General features: G+C 40.0%; 17 protein-coding genes and 2 pseudogenes. 14 read left to right on the plus strand and 5 right to left on the minus strand.

Features of this window, described 5'->3' with window-relative positions; translation table 11 throughout:
- Nucleotides 1–8 precede the first annotated feature (8 nt).
- Nucleotides 9–551: pseudogene (locus HED67_RS02385) on the plus strand (Rossmann-fold NAD(P)-binding domain-containing protein); the annotation flags it as partial.
- A 60-nt stretch (nucleotides 552–611) separates the two neighbouring features.
- Here the strand turns inward: HED67_RS02385 and HED67_RS02390 are convergent.
- The gene (locus HED67_RS02390) at nucleotides 612–1,289 is read right to left on the minus strand and encodes a Crp/Fnr family transcriptional regulator (protein ID WP_004613243.1); all 678 of its coding nucleotides are present in this window, start codon (nucleotides 1,287–1,289) and stop codon (nucleotides 612–614) included.
- Between the two features lie 341 nt (nucleotides 1,290–1,630).
- Between HED67_RS02390 and HED67_RS17345 the strand changes: the two genes are divergently transcribed.
- Nucleotides 1,631–1,957: a cupin domain-containing protein gene (locus HED67_RS17345; protein WP_330656570.1), complete on the plus strand. Its 327-nt coding sequence runs from the start codon at nucleotides 1,631–1,633 to the stop codon at nucleotides 1,955–1,957.
- A 27-nt stretch (nucleotides 1,958–1,984) separates the two neighbouring features.
- Here the strand turns inward: HED67_RS17345 and HED67_RS02400 are convergent, their stop codons facing one another.
- Nucleotides 1,985–2,194, minus strand: coding sequence for a hypothetical protein (locus HED67_RS02400; RefSeq protein ID WP_004843443.1), 210 nt, complete (start codon nucleotides 2,192–2,194; stop codon nucleotides 1,985–1,987).
- A 339-nt stretch (nucleotides 2,195–2,533) separates the two neighbouring features.
- Between HED67_RS02400 and HED67_RS02405 the strand changes: the two genes are divergently transcribed.
- Both HED67_RS02405 and deoC read left to right on the plus strand, forming a co-directional pair.
- A complete protein-coding gene (locus tag HED67_RS02405) occupies nucleotides 2,534–3,160 on the plus strand; it encodes a nucleotidyltransferase domain-containing protein (protein WP_242991682.1) in 627 nt (208 codons plus the stop codon).
- Between the two features lie 24 nt (nucleotides 3,161–3,184).
- A pseudogene (gene deoC / locus HED67_RS02410) lies at nucleotides 3,185–3,526 on the plus strand (deoxyribose-phosphate aldolase); the annotation flags it as partial.
- A gap of 175 nt (nucleotides 3,527–3,701) precedes the next feature.
- Here the strand turns inward: deoC and HED67_RS02415 are convergent.
- Complete coding sequence (locus tag HED67_RS02415) at nucleotides 3,702–5,027, minus strand: MATE family efflux transporter (RefSeq protein WP_221717411.1); 1,326 nt, start codon at nucleotides 5,025–5,027, stop codon at nucleotides 3,702–3,704.
- Between the two features lie 112 nt (nucleotides 5,028–5,139).
- Here HED67_RS02415 and HED67_RS02420 point away from each other — a divergent pair, with 112 nt between their 5' ends.
- The 4 genes from HED67_RS02420 (at nucleotide 5,140) to HED67_RS02435 (ending at nucleotide 7,575) form a co-directional block, all read left to right on the plus strand.
- Nucleotides 5,140–5,892: a helix-turn-helix domain-containing protein gene (locus HED67_RS02420; RefSeq protein ID WP_221717412.1), complete on the plus strand. Its 753-nt coding sequence runs from the start codon at nucleotides 5,140–5,142 to the stop codon at nucleotides 5,890–5,892.
- A gap of 454 nt (nucleotides 5,893–6,346) precedes the next feature.
- On the plus strand, nucleotides 6,347–6,775 hold the full coding sequence (locus tag HED67_RS02425; protein ID WP_221717413.1) for an Hsp20/alpha crystallin family protein: 429 nt from the start codon (nucleotides 6,347–6,349) through the stop codon (nucleotides 6,773–6,775).
- An 83-nt stretch (nucleotides 6,776–6,858) separates the two neighbouring features.
- Entirely contained in the window at nucleotides 6,859–7,317 is a 459-nt protein-coding gene (locus HED67_RS02430; RefSeq protein WP_178438261.1) for an Hsp20/alpha crystallin family protein, read from the plus strand.
- A gap of 132 nt (nucleotides 7,318–7,449) precedes the next feature.
- The gene (locus HED67_RS02435) at nucleotides 7,450–7,575 is read left to right on the plus strand and encodes an SDR family oxidoreductase (RefSeq protein WP_221717414.1); all 126 of its coding nucleotides are present in this window, start codon (nucleotides 7,450–7,452) and stop codon (nucleotides 7,573–7,575) included.
- 218 nt (nucleotides 7,576–7,793) lie between these two features.
- Here HED67_RS02435 and HED67_RS02440 read toward each other — a convergent pair whose 3' ends face one another.
- On the minus strand, nucleotides 7,794–8,438 hold the full coding sequence (locus HED67_RS02440; protein ID WP_221717415.1) for a GntR family transcriptional regulator: 645 nt from the start codon (nucleotides 8,436–8,438) through the stop codon (nucleotides 7,794–7,796).
- A 158-nt stretch (nucleotides 8,439–8,596) separates the two neighbouring features.
- Here HED67_RS02440 and HED67_RS02445 point away from each other — a divergent pair, with 158 nt between their 5' ends.
- Nucleotides 8,597–9,499 carry an AEC family transporter gene (locus HED67_RS02445; protein ID WP_221717416.1) on the plus strand — a complete coding sequence of 301 codons (903 nt, stop codon included), beginning with the start codon at nucleotides 8,597–8,599 and terminating at the stop codon, nucleotides 9,497–9,499.
- Nucleotides 9,500–9,543: 44 nt separating this feature from the next.
- Here HED67_RS02445 and HED67_RS02450 read toward each other — a convergent pair whose 3' ends face one another.
- Complete coding sequence (locus HED67_RS02450) at nucleotides 9,544–10,038, minus strand: GNAT family protein (RefSeq protein WP_221717417.1); 495 nt, start codon at nucleotides 10,036–10,038, stop codon at nucleotides 9,544–9,546.
- Between the two features lie 474 nt (nucleotides 10,039–10,512).
- Between HED67_RS02450 and HED67_RS02455 the strand changes: the two genes are divergently transcribed.
- The 5 genes from HED67_RS02455 (at nucleotide 10,513) to HED67_RS02475 (ending at nucleotide 18,161) form a co-directional block, all read left to right on the plus strand.
- A complete protein-coding gene (locus tag HED67_RS02455) occupies nucleotides 10,513–11,880 on the plus strand; it encodes an MATE family efflux transporter (protein WP_221717418.1) in 1,368 nt (455 codons plus the stop codon).
- 13 nt (nucleotides 11,881–11,893) lie between these two features.
- Nucleotides 11,894–12,481 (plus strand): cytidylate kinase-like family protein, encoded by a 588-nt coding sequence (locus HED67_RS02460; protein ID WP_221717419.1) that lies wholly within the window; start codon nucleotides 11,894–11,896, stop codon nucleotides 12,479–12,481.
- 140 nt (nucleotides 12,482–12,621) lie between these two features.
- The gene (locus HED67_RS02465) at nucleotides 12,622–12,807 is read left to right on the plus strand and encodes a hypothetical protein (RefSeq protein ID WP_178438246.1); all 186 of its coding nucleotides are present in this window, start codon (nucleotides 12,622–12,624) and stop codon (nucleotides 12,805–12,807) included.
- An 80-nt stretch (nucleotides 12,808–12,887) separates the two neighbouring features.
- A complete protein-coding gene (gene clpB, locus HED67_RS02470) occupies nucleotides 12,888–15,482 on the plus strand; it encodes an ATP-dependent chaperone ClpB (RefSeq protein WP_221717420.1) in 2,595 nt (864 codons plus the stop codon).
- A 288-nt stretch (nucleotides 15,483–15,770) separates the two neighbouring features.
- Nucleotides 15,771–18,161, plus strand: coding sequence for a hypothetical protein (locus HED67_RS02475; protein WP_221717421.1), 2,391 nt, complete (start codon nucleotides 15,771–15,773; stop codon nucleotides 18,159–18,161).
- Nucleotides 18,162–18,178 lie beyond the last annotated feature (17 nt).

Below are 18,178 nucleotides of genomic sequence, written 5' to 3' on the forward strand. Positions count from 1 at the left end.
GAGGGCAAGGATATGCACCGAATCGTGTGATTGGATCAGGAACGGTTCTGGATACAGCAAGACTAAAAGAACGTCTCGGGGAGCATCTGGAAGTAGATAGTCGAAGTGTTCATGCGTTTATTGTTGGAGAACATGGAGACAGTGAGATTGCCGCTTGGTCAAGTGCCAACGTGTCAGGTATTCCACTCCATGATTTCTGCGAGATGAGAGGGCATCATGACCATGAAGGAGCTACGTCAGAAATTGCGGAGAAAGTAAAAAACAGCGCCTATGAAATTATTCAAAGGAAGGGTGCTACTTATTATGGAATAGCAATGTCGGTAAAGAGAATATGTGAAGCTATAATCAGAGATGAACGTTCGATACTTCCAATTTCAACAATGATGGATGGAGAATACGGAATCAAGGATGTAGTTCTGTCTATGCCAAGTATTGTAGGTGCAGAAGGATTTCTATCAAAGATTCCCATTTCACTATCTGAAGATGAAATCAAGGCATTACACAAATCAGCTGAAACACTGAAATCAGTGCTGGAAGAGGCATTGGAATAAAATTGTTGTGAAATCGCATACAGCGTATGTGGCAAAGGGGATGGGCGCATCCCCTTTTTTCTATAGTAAAAGTTTCATTTTTTTATCGTTAACTTCTATAAGATTTTCATCTTGCATACGACCAAGTTCTCTGGACAGTGCACTTCGGTTTACACCTAAGAATTCTGCAAGTGCTGTCTGTGTAAAGGGAACATGGAGATACCCTTCTGAGTCTGGCGCTAAACTATGCAAATAGATTAGAATTCGATCTCTTAAAGATTTCTGATTTGCAATTCTTAGTTTTAGATTTGAAAAAACATTTTGTGAGGCAAGTATTTTGAGCATGTTAGTGGTTAAATTCAGTTGGTAAGAGCATGGACAGGAAGAACCGCTTATAATACCTTTAAGATTAATTAACATAATGGTGCAGTTAGTCAATGCTTTTAGCTGTATTGGACTGTATGGTGTTTGCACGCATGCCAGGGCTTCTGCAAATGATCGACCACGTTCAAAATGATTCATATTGATTTTGCTGTAGTTTTCATTGATAAATGATCCTTCAACTGTTCCATCAAGCACAATTCCGGAATATAACAAAGGTTCTCCTAGGTGTTGAATTAATTCGTCTTTTTCAAAAGAGAGAATTGAGGCCTGGAGGAAGTTGAAAATTTGCGGATAGTGTTCAAGAGGAATTCCTTCAAATAGCTTTGCTTTCGATAGTATCGGAAGATACTTCTGATAATCATCTAGTTTCTTCATATGCTTATTACCATCCTTTCAAATGAAATTTTATCATATCATCGATATTGTTGCTACAGCAACAGAAAAACAAGAGGCCTATGGATAAAATAATAGATGTAAAGAAGAGAAAGAGAGGTGGTAACGATGAAAGAACAAGCTAGAAAAATTATAGATTTTGTAAGAGAAAACAGAACAGTGCCAGGGTGTACCATCTCGAAGCAAATCTATCATGAGAATGGCACAGGGATATCAATTTTTTGCCTGGAGAAAGTATTCTAACACCTATTCAACGGTCGGTTGGAGTTAGTGCAATAAAAGATTCTATATATAAAGAGATTGAATTTCGAAAGGAGACTATTATGAACGAGGTAATCAAGGCGGGAGAAGTATTTAAGTTAGCAGAGTTACTTCCATATCAGGAAGGAAAGAATGTAAATATGGATTTGGCGCATAATGACAAGATGAAATTTGTTGTTATGAGTTTTGATGCAGGAACAGGTCTTTCAGAGCATGCAGCTCCGGGAGAAGCCCTTGTGATGGCACTTGATGGAGAGGCTGTGATTGGATATGAGGGACAGGAGCAGGTGATCCACGCAGGAGAAACTTTTAAGTTTGATAAGTTTGGAAAGCACTCAGTAAGTGCAACAAAGCAGTTCAAAATGGCACTGTTATTGGTTCTTGAGTAAATATGAGGAGATATCGCTATGAACTATTTAGAGATTGAAAAAGTAATCGGAAGACAGATTATTGATTCCACTGCCCCATTGGAAAGCAGCAAGTGCATATAACGAATACTGTGAGCGGGGAGTGGCTTTTAGTCCATCCTCTGCCTTATTACAGTCAATGCGTAACATATATCCGGCAGATGTATAAATGTCAATGCTGTTGTGATACATGTTGTATTTTGCGTAAATGGTATTCATGTTGTGTCTCCTTCAAATCAATAAAAATATAGAAGCATTTCAATCAGTTCACCATGTCATTTTTATTTTGTGTTATAATGTGTTATAAGATTTTTTTGGTCTCCGCTGCCGCTTCGGTCGGCACAGAGCAGAGGTCCACCGGACCTCTTGTGCCCTTGTATTTTCCCTTATCAGAGTTCGTAAACTTATATGGGAAGATATAACACAAGGGAAACAATAAGGGAAAGCTCACCTGCGACAAATCCAGCGTTTTCAAAGGTTTACAGTGAATTTAATAACAAAATATAACAGTTATTAAATTTCCTAAAACAGGTGAAATCTCAATCGGAATTTGGCGAGGTGATTATTTTGGAACAGATTATTGAATATATAAAGCAAAACTACAATCCTATTTCTATCATCATTTATGGTTCGTATGCTGACGGAACAAATAATCTGAACAGTGATTTTGATTCGTTGGTTATTTCTTATGACCATGAACAATTTCACGACATATCTTTTGTGAACGGCATTCAATTGGATGTTTTTGTATATCCCGTTTCTTATTTCGATGGGGAGTTTGATTGCGATGATTTTGTACAAATCTTTGATGGTAAGATTATTGTAGATATCAATGAACGAGGAAAAGCACTTCAAATGAAAGTGATTTCACATATGCAGAACCGTCCCCAAAAATCAAAAGCAGAAATTGATGCAAGTGTTGGCTGGTGTAGTAAGATGTTTGAACGTGTAAAACGAAATGATGTCGAAGGAATGTTTCGGTGGCATTGGGTATTGATTGATAGTTTGGAGATTTTTTGTGATTTAATGCAGCATCCTTATTTTGGACCAAAAAAGACATTGAAATGGATGGAGAAAAATCACCCTATTGCTTTTGCTCATTACAAAACAGCGCTTGAGGATTTCAGCGTGGATAGTTTGGAAAGCTGGATTGCATATATAAAAAACGCAAATGCTACATTCTGACAGATTTCAGTTTGATGAAATAAAGAAATTCGCCAGATCCATGAAGCCTGTGGCGGGAAAATACTGAAGGTAATCATTGAAACCTGCCTTTTGACAGAAGAAGAGAAGATTAAAATGTGTGAACTGGTAACAAATGCCAGAGCAGAATTTATAAAGACATCTACTGGATTTTCTTCAGCTGGGGCAACATTCGAAGATGTAAAATTAATGCATGAACATGTTGGAAATGGAGTGAAAGTAAAAGCAGCAGGTGGAATCACTTCTTTCGATGATGCTGAAAAATTTATAAGTCTTGGAGCAGACAGGCTTGGAACAAGTCGCCTGGTAAAAATTATGAAAGGGAATGCTAACTGTACAGGCTATTAAAATAATGATTAATTGTAACTGTTCACAGTTATTCTTTATATAGCCGTCTGATTTTTGCGGGAAGTCAGACGGCTATTATGCTGTATTTTGAACGCAGATAAGCAAGTAGCGAAGCGGATTGCGAATGTCCGCTTTATTGTTGTGTGTAGGAATCCTTGTATTAAGGAATCCTATTTTAATAATGAATCGGTTGCAGAAACCATACAGCAACGAGTAATGTCAGAGCTTCTGCCGCAGGAACGGCGAGCCATACTCCAGTCAAACCAAATTTCAAAGGCAGTATAATCAGAAATAAAAGTAATAGTAGGAATGAACGCAAAAATGTGATCAGACCGGAGAAATACCCTTTTCCATATGCCATCATTCGAATTGCAGCAAAAATATTAATTCCTGAAAATAGAAAACCGAGTCCATAAATTCTCATTCCGGATACTGCAATAGGAAACACAGGACTGGATGCATCTGCAAAACAGGTTACGGCAACTGGAGTAAGAAAGTAGGTCAGTGCATAAATGACGATTGGAGCTACTGCGAAAAAGCGATGAGCATAGCTTTCCAGTTTCTGGCAAATTTTTATTTTTCGGTCGCCATACGCATAACTCAGAGGTGGTGCTATGCCCATAGAAAAACCAAAGTAGACACCGATAAACAAAAACTGCAGATACATGATGATGGAAACTGCGGCGACACCGTCTTCACCGGCAAATGAGAGTGCAGTGCGGTTAAATACGATGGTTGTAACTGCAATAGCAAGTTGATCAACAAATTCGGATGCACCATTTATCATACAATGCATGGCTTCCCGCAAGGATAAGTTATGCAAGGTAAATGAAAGATACTTTTGTTTATGGATAAAATAATAAATTCCCATTGAAAATGACAATACCAGTCCAAGAATGGTTGCCAGTGCAGCACCATAGATTCCCATTTGCATTTGTCTGACCAGAATATAGTCTAAAACGATATTCAAAATACCACCGGACAGTGCAGTAATAAAGCTATATGTGGGGGCACCGTCCACTCGGATAAAATATGTAAACAGTTCCTTACCGATTACGACGGGAGCTGCCCAAAGCCACCAACGTGCGTATGTTTTACACCCTGCAATTGTCACGGGGGTTGCACCGAGCATGTTCAGAATTGCTGAGAGATTCGTAAGAATCATCAGGGAAACGAGGCATCCAAGTAAGATAGCTGCAAAAGAGCTGACAGAAAAGGAGCGATTTGCTTCCTTTTTTCTGTTTCCTCCAATGTGCAAAGCTGTGACAGCGCTGCCGCCGGTAGCAAATACAAGTGCAATTCCGGTCAATACATTTACAATAGGATAAACAATGTTAATAGAAGCCAGTGCATTGGTTCCGACATATGTAGAAACAAAAATACCATCAATAATGGTATAGGCTGTGTTAAATAATGATGTTAGATATGTAGGAACGATAAATTTTAATAGTTTTGTGAATCGAACTTCTTTTTTAGAAGCAAATATTAAAGTATTTTCCATAAAAATTTCCTCCCTTGATGGAAGTATAAACCTTAAAGTAGCTTGAAGGTCAACGGGAAAAATAGTATAGTGAGTAAATAATAGTAAGTTTTAAAACCAGGAGGGAAAAATCATGGATAAAAAATTTCAAATTGGAGAAATAGCCCGTTTTTTTGATATACCAGCATCTACGTTTAGGTATTGGGAGGAGAAGGGGATTTTACATCCCAGAAAGAAAATTGAAAATCAATATCGGGAATATACAATTGAAGATTTAATGACAATTTCAGATGTCGTTTTTTATAAAAATCTTGGGTTAGAGTTAAAGGAAATTCGTGGAATGGATGCCGCAACGCCTGAGCAGCATGGAAAATTATTTTCTGAGAAACTTGTAGAATTGGAACATCAACAAGAACTGCTTGCACGTCGGATGGAGAAATTACGATATCATATGAAGGCGTTGAAAACATTGGACGAATTGAAAACACAGATATATCAAGAGTCTGATATTGATACAGCCTGCATTGTATCTTTTGACTTGATTGAAAGGGACAAGCTGCGTCAGTATATTGAAAATCCATATCTTTATTCTCGGGTGCAGCATACGCAAACACTTCCACAGGAACAACGTGGGCTTACTATACCAGCGGAAATGAGTTCCTTATTTCCAAAATCCAGTATTCTTTGGCAAAAAAAGGCAAATCGATATGTAACTTTTTTGCTTAGGGAAGAAGTGACAGAGGGGTTTCCTAATAACCTGCACGAACACTTATCACGTATTCAGGAATCACACCGTACTGGTGCAATCATCAGCCGCTTTTTACTCTGTGCTCAGGAAAACGGAAAAATATATGATTTTTATAAGACGTTTGTAGAAATTATATGAGGTACAATATTTGTAGTTACTGTGAAGGCACAGACCAACTGCGAATGAGTTTAAGAAGACCGAAATTCAAAGCAAGAAAATTGAGTACGAAAGCAAGTGAAAAACCTCCGTGAAGCTGTGAGATACGCCATGCACATCTCGGGAAAGATTTCCCTCGCTGCCGGGCTGTCGCCCTATACATTTCCATGAAAGAGCCATCTTTATCAAGCAAGCTTGAAAGATGGCTCTTTCACGTAAATGTGCATGGCTCGTAGCGTTCACACAATCTTCACAAAATTATTAGCACTCACCTCTTGACAGTGCTAATAATGTATGTTATATTACATGTAGAACAAAGGAAGGGGAACAAAAAGAAGCGTTCCGAATCCGGAGTTGGAGATGTTGATAACACTCAGGAGCAATCCGAAAGTGCTTGATTAGATTTTAAGATATCTTTTGAAAGGAGATATGACTTATGTTAATGCCTAGTATTTTTGGAGAGAATTTGTTAGATGACTTTTTTGGATTCCCATTTGATGGAGATTATAATTATAACGCATCAGGTTTAATGACCACAGATGTGAAGGATACCGACCATGGTTACGAAGTAACGATGAACATGCCGGGAGTTAAGAAGGAAGATGTGAAGGCTGAACTGAAGGATGGCTACTTGACCGTCAGTGCTGTATCGAATAAGCAGACAGATGAGAAGAACTCGGAAGGCAAGTACATCAGACGTGAACGTTACAGCGGTTCATGCAGCAGAAGCTTCTATGTTGGTGAAGGTGTTAAACAGGAAGATATCAAGGCTAAGTTTGAGGATGGCACCTTGAAGCTTGAAATTCCGAAAGAGGAAGCAAAGCCTGCAGTAGAGCAGAAGAAATATATATCCATTGAGGGATAATGATTCATCGGCTCGGATGTTTTTAGACAATAACAGTTAACAGATTTGAATATAGATATTTGATTGAAAAGGAGATATGACTTATGTTACCTAGCATTTTTAACAATAATTTATTTGATGATTTCTTTGGTTTCCCATTTTATTATGACAACAGAGCAGAAGATAAGGCAGAGAAGAAACTGTATGGTCACCATGCAGGCAATCTGATGAAGACAGATATCAAGGAACTGGACAATGGCTATGAACTTGAGATTGATCTTCCGGGCTTCAAGAAAGACGAGATTAAGGCTGAATTGAATAATGGTTACCTGACCGTCAGTGCAGCAAAGGGTCTTGATGAAGATAAGGAAGACAAGAAGACAGGCAAGTACATCAGACGTGAGCGTTATGCAGGCGCATGCCAGCGAAGCTATTATGTCGGTGAAGATATCACAGAAGAGGATATCAAGGCATCCTTTGAACATGGTATTCTGACACTGTTCGTTCCTAAGAAAGAAGCAAAACCTGCTGAAGAAGAGAAGAAATATATCTCTATCCAGTAAAAAATAAATGTTTATGAAGCGCAGGAATTGTAAGCAAGTCCTGAATCAAAAAGGCCGCAGCCCATTCGGGCTGTGGCCTTTTGTGGTTTACGCGCCACGGGCGCGCTCTAACCAGAACGCTGTGCGCAGCATATGGATATGTCCTTGCCGGAATCCAGTGTGGAGGATCAAGCCAATGCTATTCTGTTCTTTGCAGAGGACGCATCAGCCGCAGTGACAGGTCAGTACCTGATTGTGGACCATGGAACAACATTGTAATTAGAAAATTGAATAGTAAATAATGCAAAGGCTTTATAGATCGAAATGAAATAAGATTAAAACTTCGAGTTATAGAGCCTTTTGGTGGATAAAAAAGTCAATTTATATAGATGTGGTTGAAAAGTTGTCGAATCTTGTGGGCAAAGAGGGGAGGAAAGGTTATGATTGTGACAGAACGGATACCCATAAGGTGACATAAAAGCCATCAGTCCGGAGGATTATAAATCATCCAGGCTGATGGTTTTTGGCTGTTCCATATGGAAAATCGTTATTTCATAAATGTGTGCAGTATCACCTGATTGCATGGCATTTAAGATTGCCCGATGTTCGGCGCAGGTGTCTGTCATGCGGTCCTCATGGAGGAGGGACAACTCAGCGAGTTTACGCATGCGATACATCAGTGCTGCGAACAAAGATGTAAACTGTTTGTTGTTCAGAGAGTTGATGATGCTTGTGTGAAACTGAAAATCATATTGACAGAATGTTTCAATGGAATGAGAAGTCGAGGCAACGGTTTCCATTTTGTAAAGTAATTCATTTAATTCGGCAAACAGGGCCTGTGCTCTGGAAGTGTCAGATTCCCTGGCAATCTGAAGGGTGCAGTAGCTCTCTAATGCGGAGCGGATCTGCAAGGTTTCATTCACATCATCGACATTAATCTGATGGAGGGTAAAACCTTTGCTTGGAATAATATCAATATAACCTTCCTGTGCGAGTCGGTGGACGGCATCGCGGAAAGGCGTGCGGGAAATGCCAAGCTCTCTGGATAGTCGGGTTTCAGAGTAAATCTGGCCGTAGGATAGCCGATTGCTTAAAATCAGCTTCTGCAGGTGCTGATAGGCTTGTTCGTTTAATGGCAGCATAACTTCTCCTTTAATCATCAAACAAAAATAGAATATAATTGTATCATACAATAAAAAAAACGAATGGTCAATCAGTTCATTCTTGACCGGTATACCGGTATGTAGTATTATATGAGTTGAAAAAATGGACTGTTAAAGAGAAAGGCGGAGCATAGCGAATGATAGTTGCAACGGTATTTGGAAAGATTATTTCTATTTTTATTATTATGATTGTAGGCGTGATCTGTTGTAAGATAGGAATCATTGATGATTATACAAAACAGCGTTTATCCAGACTGAGTACACTGGTTGTGAATCCTATTTTGATTTTTACTTCCTTTCAGATGGAGTATGACGGTGAGTTGCTGAAAAAAATGGGCCTTCTTTTTGTGTTGGCCGTCATCAGTTATCTGATTTCCATTATGATTGGGCATTTCCTTTTGCATGAGAGAGAAGGGTATGATCTGTCAATCGAGAAGTTTGCAGTGACCTATGATAACTGTGGATTTATAGGGGTCCCCCTTGGTTATGCGCTTTTTGGAAATATCGGTGTTATCTATGCAACCGTGTTTGTCGCTGTTTTTCATATTTTCTGTTGGACACATGGCATCATGCTGTTGGATAAAGGCGGTTTTCAGCTGAAGAAGCTGATCAATCCGTGCCTCATTGCGGTCATCGCAGGTATGGCATTCTTTATTTTTCAGATTCGTCTGCCGGAAAGTATTGATTTTGCAATGAGTGCTATTGGCGATATGAATACGCCGCTGGCGATGCTTTTGTCCGGCGCGATTATGACACAGCTGAATTTTAAGGAGGTTTTGACAAAAAGAAGACTCTTTTTCGTGGCGTTACTGCGCCTGATCGTTTCGGCAGGTCTGTTTTGTTTGTTACTGAGATTTCTGCCGATTGATGATCAGATGCGGACAGTGGCCGCAGTGACTGCAGCGTGTCCGGCCGGTGCCATGACGATTACGATGGCGATTATGTATGAGCGTGATGATCATTATGCGACAGAGCTTTTTACAGTGACAACGCTGCTTTCAATCCTGACAATGCCGCTATGTATGCTGATTGCCGGATAGGGCACTGCACAGCAATTTTACATGCGAATACGTCAAGATGAAGATTAAACTAAATCATAGGCATTTCTTGGGGTGCCGTCGGCAACATGGATAATTCCGCAGTAGCGGAAGCCATAACTGCCGATGGCATTTTGCATTGGCTTGTTGTCAGCGTGGGTATCAATGCGCAGACAGTCTATTTTGCTATGACAGAAATCAAAGCAGGCACAGGCGATTCCTTTGGCCTGGCCGTTGGAGGCAATCCGGTGAATCGTGCCGTAAGGCTGATCGGAGTGCCAGGCACCATTTTCAATGACGGCATAATTCGGTTCTCTTCCTATAATGAAGGCAAAACCGCCCACAATTTTCTCCGGCGCATTCTCTGGCGTACAGACATAATAATTGCCATTGGCAATGTCTTTCAGGATGTCTTCTGAAGCTGGATAATTGCCGTTCCATTGATGGGGATTGCCGTTGGCAGCCATAAATTTTCTGGCATAGGCGTAGAGGGGCATGATATTCTGGATATCTTCTTTACTGGCAAGTCTTATATGAATCATTTTAGTGTATCCTTTCTTCAGTAAATCAAAAACAACTATATAATAGGGATATTTTACCGGAAATGTCAAATATATTTTTAAAAATAGAAAGGTCAAAAATGAGTTGTGAAGAACACAAGTTATCTTCTTTCACCATGATGCAAACAAGTATGATACTCATAGAAAACAGTGCACACAGGGCGTATTTTGGCAGTTGGTATCGGGTACAATAAAGTGACAAAAGAGCACGCCTGCAAAGTGGAAGAGATATAGGTATTTGGTCCTATTGAAATTTTATTTGACTTTTTGAAAATGAGGAAATATAATGATTACAAACGAGTAGCAAGTAAGCGTAAATCCAGTTTACCAGCTGCTCGTTTTCTTTTGTTAAAAAATAATAGTGTCATGAAAAAGTGTGTAGCCTGTCAGCGTAAGTCCAGCTTATTTGACGGGTTACACATTTTTTGTGTCAGAAAAAGAGAGGAGTAAAACAAAATGGCGGAAAACAACAAGATGAAAGATATGCCGGTGAATAAGCTGATGATCCAAATGGGGATTCCGATGATTTTATCTATGGCATTGCAGGCGGTCTATAACATTGTAGACAGTGCATTTGTAGGCAATATGAGAGAGGGAAGTGAAGCTGCGTTAAATGCATTGACGCTTGTATTTCCGGTTCAGATGCTGATGGTTGCAGTAGGTATAGGAACAGGTGTCGGAACCAATGCACTTCTTGCAAGGACACTTGGACAGGGAAACAACAAAAAAGCTGCAAAGATAGCAGGGAATAGTCTGTTTCTTGGTGTGATTATTTATGTGGTCTGTTTGTTGTTTGGTTTCTTTGGTGTGAGAGCCTATATCTCATCACAGACAGTAGATACAGAAGTACTTGAAATGGGTGTCAGCTATCTGAGGATATGCTGTGTGATTTCTTTTGGTATTGTTTTCTTTTCATTATTTGAAAAATTGTTACAGGCAACAGGGCGCTCCCTTTATTCGACCATCGGACAGGTGGTAGGCGCAATTGTAAATATTGTCCTTGATCCGATTATGATCTATGGTATTGGACCTTGTCCTGAAATGGGCGTGAAAGGTGCCGCTTACGCAACTGTCATTGGTCAGGTAGCCTCTGCAGTTTTACTGTTTATTTTCCATATGAAGCTGAATAAAGAATTTGAACATGATGTGAAATACTTGAAGCCGAATGCGGGCATTATAAAAGAAATCTATGCTATCGGACTCCCGGCAATTATTGCACAGGCTCTGATGTCTATAATGGTGTACGTGATGAATTTAATTCTGAAGTTCAATCCTTTCGCACAGACAGCCTATGGCTTGTTCTATAAGGTACAGCAGTTTGTTCTTTTCCTTGCATTTGGTCTGCGAGATGCGATCACGCCGATTATTGCATTTGCGTATGGAATGAGAAGTAAAAAAAGAATACAGGATGGCATCAGGTATGGTCTGATCTATACGATAGCATTAATGATTCTCGGCATTGCAATCACAGAGATTTTTCCAGGCGCATTTGCAACGCTGTTTAATGCAGGACAGTCAAGAGAATGCTTTATCAGTGCGATGAGAGTGATCTCTATCAGTTTTATGTTTGCCGGAATCAATGTCGCTTATCAGGGTATTTATCAGGCACTGGACGGGGGCGTGGAATCGCTGGTTATTTCACTTTTGAGGCAGCTTATTATCATTCTGCCATTAGCTGGAATCTTTTCACTGTTCGTCAGAAATGGACAGATGGGCGTTTCGCTGATCTGGTGGGCATTCCCGATTACAGAAGTGATTGCATGCCTGGTCGGTTATGTATTTTTAACAAGAAACAGAAAAAATAAAGTAGCCGTTTTAAGTTAAGGAGGAATCAGAGATGACAAAAAGAATTATTACAATCAGCAGAGAGTTTGGAAGCGGTGGACGTTTTATCGGGGAAGAAGTTGCGAAGAAACTTGGAATTGCTTATTACGATAAAAATATTATCAATGAGATTGCAGAAAAGTCTGGTTTATCATCGGAATATGTTCTTGAAAATGCAGAATTATCACCGAAAAAAGGATTGCTTGCCTATGCATTTGCCGGACGTGATATGACAGGCAAATCGGTGGAAGATATGGTATACGAGGCGCAGAGAAAAGTTATTCTGGCATTGGCTGAGAAGGAACCTTGTGTGATCATTGGAAGAAATGCAGATTATATTCTAAAAGACAGAGATGATGTGATGAATGTATTTATTCATGGGGATATGCCGGAAAAAACACAGCGGATTATGCGTTTACATAATGTAGAAGCACAGGAGGCTGTCAAAATGATGTCGGACACAGATAAAAGACGGATGACAAATTATAATTTTTATACAGAGCGGAAATGGGGATATGCAGGCAACTATACGTTGTGTCTGAACAGTTCGCAGCTTGGATATGACAGATGCGAGAAGATTATTATGGCATGTAGTCAATAACCAGCAGCATACGATTTATATGCAAAATCTGTGAAGTCTGTAAAATGTGGGCTTCACATTTTTTTTGCAAAATTAGCACTCGCCTATTGACAGTGCTAATAATATGTGTTATATTACGCATAGAACAAAAAGGAGGGTGAATGATGGGTATGAGATTTGATGGTTCATCTGATGATGAACATAATATGTATGATGATTTGTTTTACAACTTTCCGCTGAACGCTGTGGGACAGAAACCGAAGGACAAGGATCAGAAACCGGAGCAGTCGTTCATTGTCCGTAAGTTCAGGGAATGGTTTAAGCGAGACAAGAAAGAAGAAAATTAACACGGCATGAATCAGAGTGCCGTGTTTCATATAGATAACAATATAGAATTAAGTACATTGTTTCCAAAGGAGGCATGAATATGGATTTAAATAAATTTACACAGAAGTCCCTGCAGGCAGTGCAGGATTGTCAGAAACTGGCTTATCAGTACGGGAATCAGAAGATTGAACAGGAACATCTGCTTCTGAGCCTGCTGACCCAGGAAGACAGCCTGATCGACAGACTGCTGGCGAAGATGGGAATTAATCATGAAGGATTTAAGGTACAGGCGACGAAGCTTGTTGAGAAGCTTGTGAAGGTATCCGGCGGTCAGGTTTATCTAAGTGATGACCTGAACCGTACATTGATGCAGGCAGAAGAAGAAGCGAAACAAATGGATGATGAGTATGTATCTGTGGAACATCTTTTCCTGGCATTAATTGAAACTGCAAACAGCAATATCAAGACATTATTGAGAAATTTCGAAGTGACCAGAGAAGGTTTCCTTCAGGCACTTTCCACTGTCAGAGGCAATCAGCGTGTGACAAGTGATAACCCGGAAGCAACTTATGATAGCTTGAGTAAATATGCAGAAGATCTGGTAGGCAAGGCACGGGCCCAGAAGATGGATCCGGTCATCGGCCGTGATACAGAGATTCGTAATATTATCCGTATTCTTTCTCGTAAGACGAAGAATAATCCGGTACTGATCGGTGAACCCGGTGTTGGTAAAACCGCAGTTATCGAAGGACTGGCACAGCGTATTGTGAAGGGTGATGTACCGGATGGCTTGAAGGACAAGAAGATTTATTCTCTGGATATGGGTGCACTGGTAGCCGGTGCCAAGTACAGAGGTGAATTCGAAGAGCGTTTGAAAGCTGTTCTGGCTGAGGTTAAGAAGAGCGATGGCGAGATTATCCTCTTTATTGATGAGCTGCATCTAATTGTTGGAGCCGGTAAGACAGACGGTGCCATGGATGCCAGCAATATGCTGAAGCCTATGCTGGCCAGAGGTGAACTCCACTGTATCGGTGCGACAACTCTGGATGAATACAGACAGTACATTGAGAAGGATAAAGCCCTTGAACGTCGTTTCCAGCCGGTTATGGTTGATGAACCGACAGTTGAAGATACCATTGCTATTCTGCGTGGCCTGAAAGAGAGATATGAAGTTTTCCATGGCGTTAAGATTACAGATAGTGCCCTTGTGGCAGCAGCAACGCTTTCACATAGATACATTACAGACCGTTTCCTTCCGGATAAGGCAATCGACCTTGTGGATGAAGCCTGTGCAATGATCAAGACAGAACTCGATTCCATGCCGACAGAGCTGGATGAGATTTCTCGTAAGATCATGCAGCTGGAGATTGAGGAAGCCGCACTTAAGAAAGAAGACGACAAACTCAGCAAGGAACGTCTGCAGAACATTACCCATGAGATTGCAGAACTGCGAGAAGACTTCAAGATTCAGAAAGCAAAATGGGATGATGAGAAGCAGGATGTTGAGAAACTGCAGAGCTTGCGTCAGCAGATTGAAGATCTGAACAAACAGATTGAACTTGCTCAGAGAAATTATGATCTGAACAAAGCTGCTGAACTTCAGTACGGCAAGCTGCCTCAGCTGAAGAAACAATTGGAAGAAGAAGAAGCCCGTGTTCACGGAGAAGAGAATTCTATTCTTCGTGAACGTGTGACAGATGAAGAGATTGCCAGAATCGTGTCCAGATGGACAGGTATTCCTGTTGCAAAGCTGACAGAGAGCGAGCGTAATAAGATTCTTCACCTGGATGATGAACTTCACAAACGTGTCATCGGTCAGGAGGAAGGCGTATCAAAGGTTACGGAAGCTATTATCCGTTCTAAGGCAGGTATTCAGGATGAGAACAGACCGATCGGTTCATTTCTGTTCCTTGGACCTACTGGTGTAGGTAAGACAGAACTTGCCAAGGCGCTGGCTGAGAATCTGTTCGATGATGAGAACAATATGGTGCGTATCGATATGAGTGAATACATGGAGAAGTTCTCCGTGTCCAGACTGATCGGAGCGCCTCCGGGATATGTTGGTTATGAAGAAGGCGGTCAGCTGACAGAAGCTGTCAGGAGAAAACCTTACTCCGTTATCCTTTTCGATGAGATCGAGAAGGCCCATCCGGATGTCTTCAATGTATTGCTTCAGATTCTTGATGATGGTCGAGTTACTGACTCTCAGGGCAGAACGGTAGATTTCAAGAATACCATTCTGATCATGACCTCCAATATCGGTTCTTCCTATCTGCTGGATGGCATTGACAGTGAAGGCAATATCAGCGAGGAAGCACGACAGAATACAATGAATGATCTGAAGGGACATTTCAGACCGGAATTTCTGAATCGTTTGGATGAGATCATCATGTTTAAGCCTCTGACGAAGGACAATATCAGCGGTATCATTGATATTCTGATCGGACGTCTGAATAAACGTCTTGAAACGAAGGAGTTAACACTTCAGTTAACACCGGCTGCAAAGGATTATATTACAGAGCATGGTTATGATCCGGTCTATGGTGCACGTCCATTGAAACGTTATATCCAGAAGAACGTTGAAACCATGGTTGCAAAGATGATCCTTGGCAACGAATTAGAGCCGGGTGACTGCATCAATGTAGATGCCGATGCGAACGGCCTCACAACAACCACAACACATATCGAGGACTAATGGCATAGATAGTGTTGTAAGATAATCATTTTCCCCTATCTCCTGTATTTCGGCAGATGCCGAAGTACGGGGGATTTTTATTGCAAAAGGATTTTTATTTTGTATTATTATGTGATATACTCTGTACATGGCATAAATCTCCTTTGTCAGAATGTTTTTTGGGCAATTCTGTTATACAAAATGGATTGTATTTATGCTCTTTTTATTGGATTTTGTAAAGACATCATGATATTCGGTTGTGATTGAATCTCGAATGAAGAAAAGTAAAGGGGGGTGGCCCATGAGAATATGAGTTATTGGATTGTTGAATTTATCAAAGTACTGAGTGGTTATATTTTCCTGATGTATTTATGGCCATCAGTTATTTTTAGAAAAAAATTATCCGGCAAGAGCTTAACTTTTCAATTTGCATTCTGTTCTACAGTCTCTATTTTATTAAGCAACACAATCATACTTGGTTTAGGTCTGTTCCATATACTGAATGAAGGGATTGTCCGGTGGATATATTATGGTACATTCTTTCTCTCTATTTTTAAAGAAAAAGAATTGAGAAGATATATTTTTGCGCATATTAAGAGAACCCTTTCGGGAACACAGGGATGGAAATTATTAATTTTCCGACAGGCAGAAAGCCTTAAGATAATTATTGTAAATAGCTTTCAACAATTGAATAAAAAGATCAAAGGCAGAAGAATAGAGTATGGGATATTGTTTGTATTGATTGTTTTTGCGGTTGCATATTTTTCCTATGGGGCATTTCAATGTCATTCCTATGGGTGGGGAGATATGTATGTTCATCATGCATGGATTTATGGCTTAAAAGAAGGAAAAATTTTTTCAGCAGGTATTTATCCGGAAGCTATGCATTGTTTTATTTACTGCATGAATGATTTGTTTGGAATTTCAGTGTACAGCTGTATGATGTTTTTGGGAGGAATTCATGTCAGTGCACTTTTATTGGCCATTTATTGTTTCCTCAGAGAGGTCATGAAATCAAAGTATACAGTTTATCTGGTTTTGGCAGCTTTTTTGACAATTGATATGGTTTGTGTAGATGAAATTTATGGCATGTCAAGAATGCAGTATACCATACCGCAGGAATTTGGTCTGTATACGCAATTTTTGTGTGCGTTATATCTGGTTCGATTCCTTAGAAGAAATCCTGAAGAGGGAAAAGCAAAACGAAAAGTTTGGAATGATGATCTGTTTTTGTTTATGACATCATTGGCGGCTTCTTTAGCAATCCATTTTTATGTTACGATGATGGCATTCTTTTTATGTGCTGCAATTGCAATTTTTGGTATTGTGAAGGTATTTAAAAAAGAAAATTTCAAATCATTGGTTATAGCAGTATTGGCTGGAATGATTATTTCTGCGGCGCCTATGGTACTAGCCTATGCATCGGGGATACCTCTTCAGGGATCATTGAACTGGGGCATGAATGTTATGAATGGTACGGATACGAAAGAGGGTCGGACGCAGCAGGCACAAAGTATTGCAAGTGAGAATAATGCGGAAACATCGTCTCAGAATGAGAGTGAGAGCCAGAGCAGTGAAAGTATTCAACAGGAATCAGGCGTCCAAAGCAGTCAATCTGTGACTTCAGAAGAAAAACAGCAGACGGAAACCAATGATGCTTTGGAACAGGAGCAGACATCACAGAAAAAGAGCAGAAAAACCATCGGGGAATATATAAAAATGGTCTACAAATATGGTTACGCGCAGCTTTATGGTGATACAAGGGCAAAATGGCTTCTTGGTTTCACATTGATAGCAGGCATTTTGAGCGTTATAAATTGGATCATTACAGCTATACGTTTTCGAAAATTGCCTTTTGAATTATATCTGGGGATAACAGCAGCATCTGTCATTTTTATGATTTTATATGCGGCACCGTTTTTGGGACTTCCGGAAATAATAGCAGGTGCGAGACTGTGTCTGACAGAGCAGGTACTTCTGCTGTCAATGATGGCACTGCCCGCGGATGAAGTGTTATTTGCGATAGGACGAAGAAAGATGGCATGCATTCTCCCTTATTTAAGTGTTTTGGGAGTGGCTGTAATTTATGCGGGAACCAATTATTTTGGTGTCTATCATGGCTATTTATACTATGAGCTGACAAGATATAATTCTGTGATAAATCTGACAAATCGTATTGCATCTGAATATCCAAAGCAGCGTTATACGATCATTTCTACAACGGATGAAATTTATCAGGTTATAGAATCCGGATGGCATGAGGAAATCCTTGATTTTTATTATAAGTCGAAGCTGGAAAAATATTATATACCAACGGAATATCTCTTTTTCTATGTGGAAAAGAATCCGATTCAATATGCACAGTACCATTTTTTTGCAGGACCAAGGTGGCTCGCACAGAAAAAATATTCACAGTATTATAAGTACTCCAATGCGGTGATTAGTGAAGGCAGTGCGATCAAAAGCTCAAAAATTTCGGAAGATGTGCTTGGTGAGCCGCTTACAGATATGGGAAAAGCATCAGATGCCTATTCTAATCTTAAAAATAGAACAATATTGGAATCAGAATTGTATTTTTGGTGCCAGGATTTCAAGGCTCGTCTGCCATATGAAATTCAAGTATATTATGAAGATGAAGATGTTGTCTGCTATATGATTAAGCAGAATCCTGAACATTTGTATAATTTGGGAAGCAAGTAAATTTAGGAAAAGAGTTT

The sequence above is a fragment of the Pseudocoprococcus catus genome, assembly GCF_019734885.1.
In the GTDB taxonomy this organism is placed as follows: Bacteria; Bacillota; Clostridia; order Lachnospirales; family Lachnospiraceae; genus Coprococcus_A; species Coprococcus_A catus.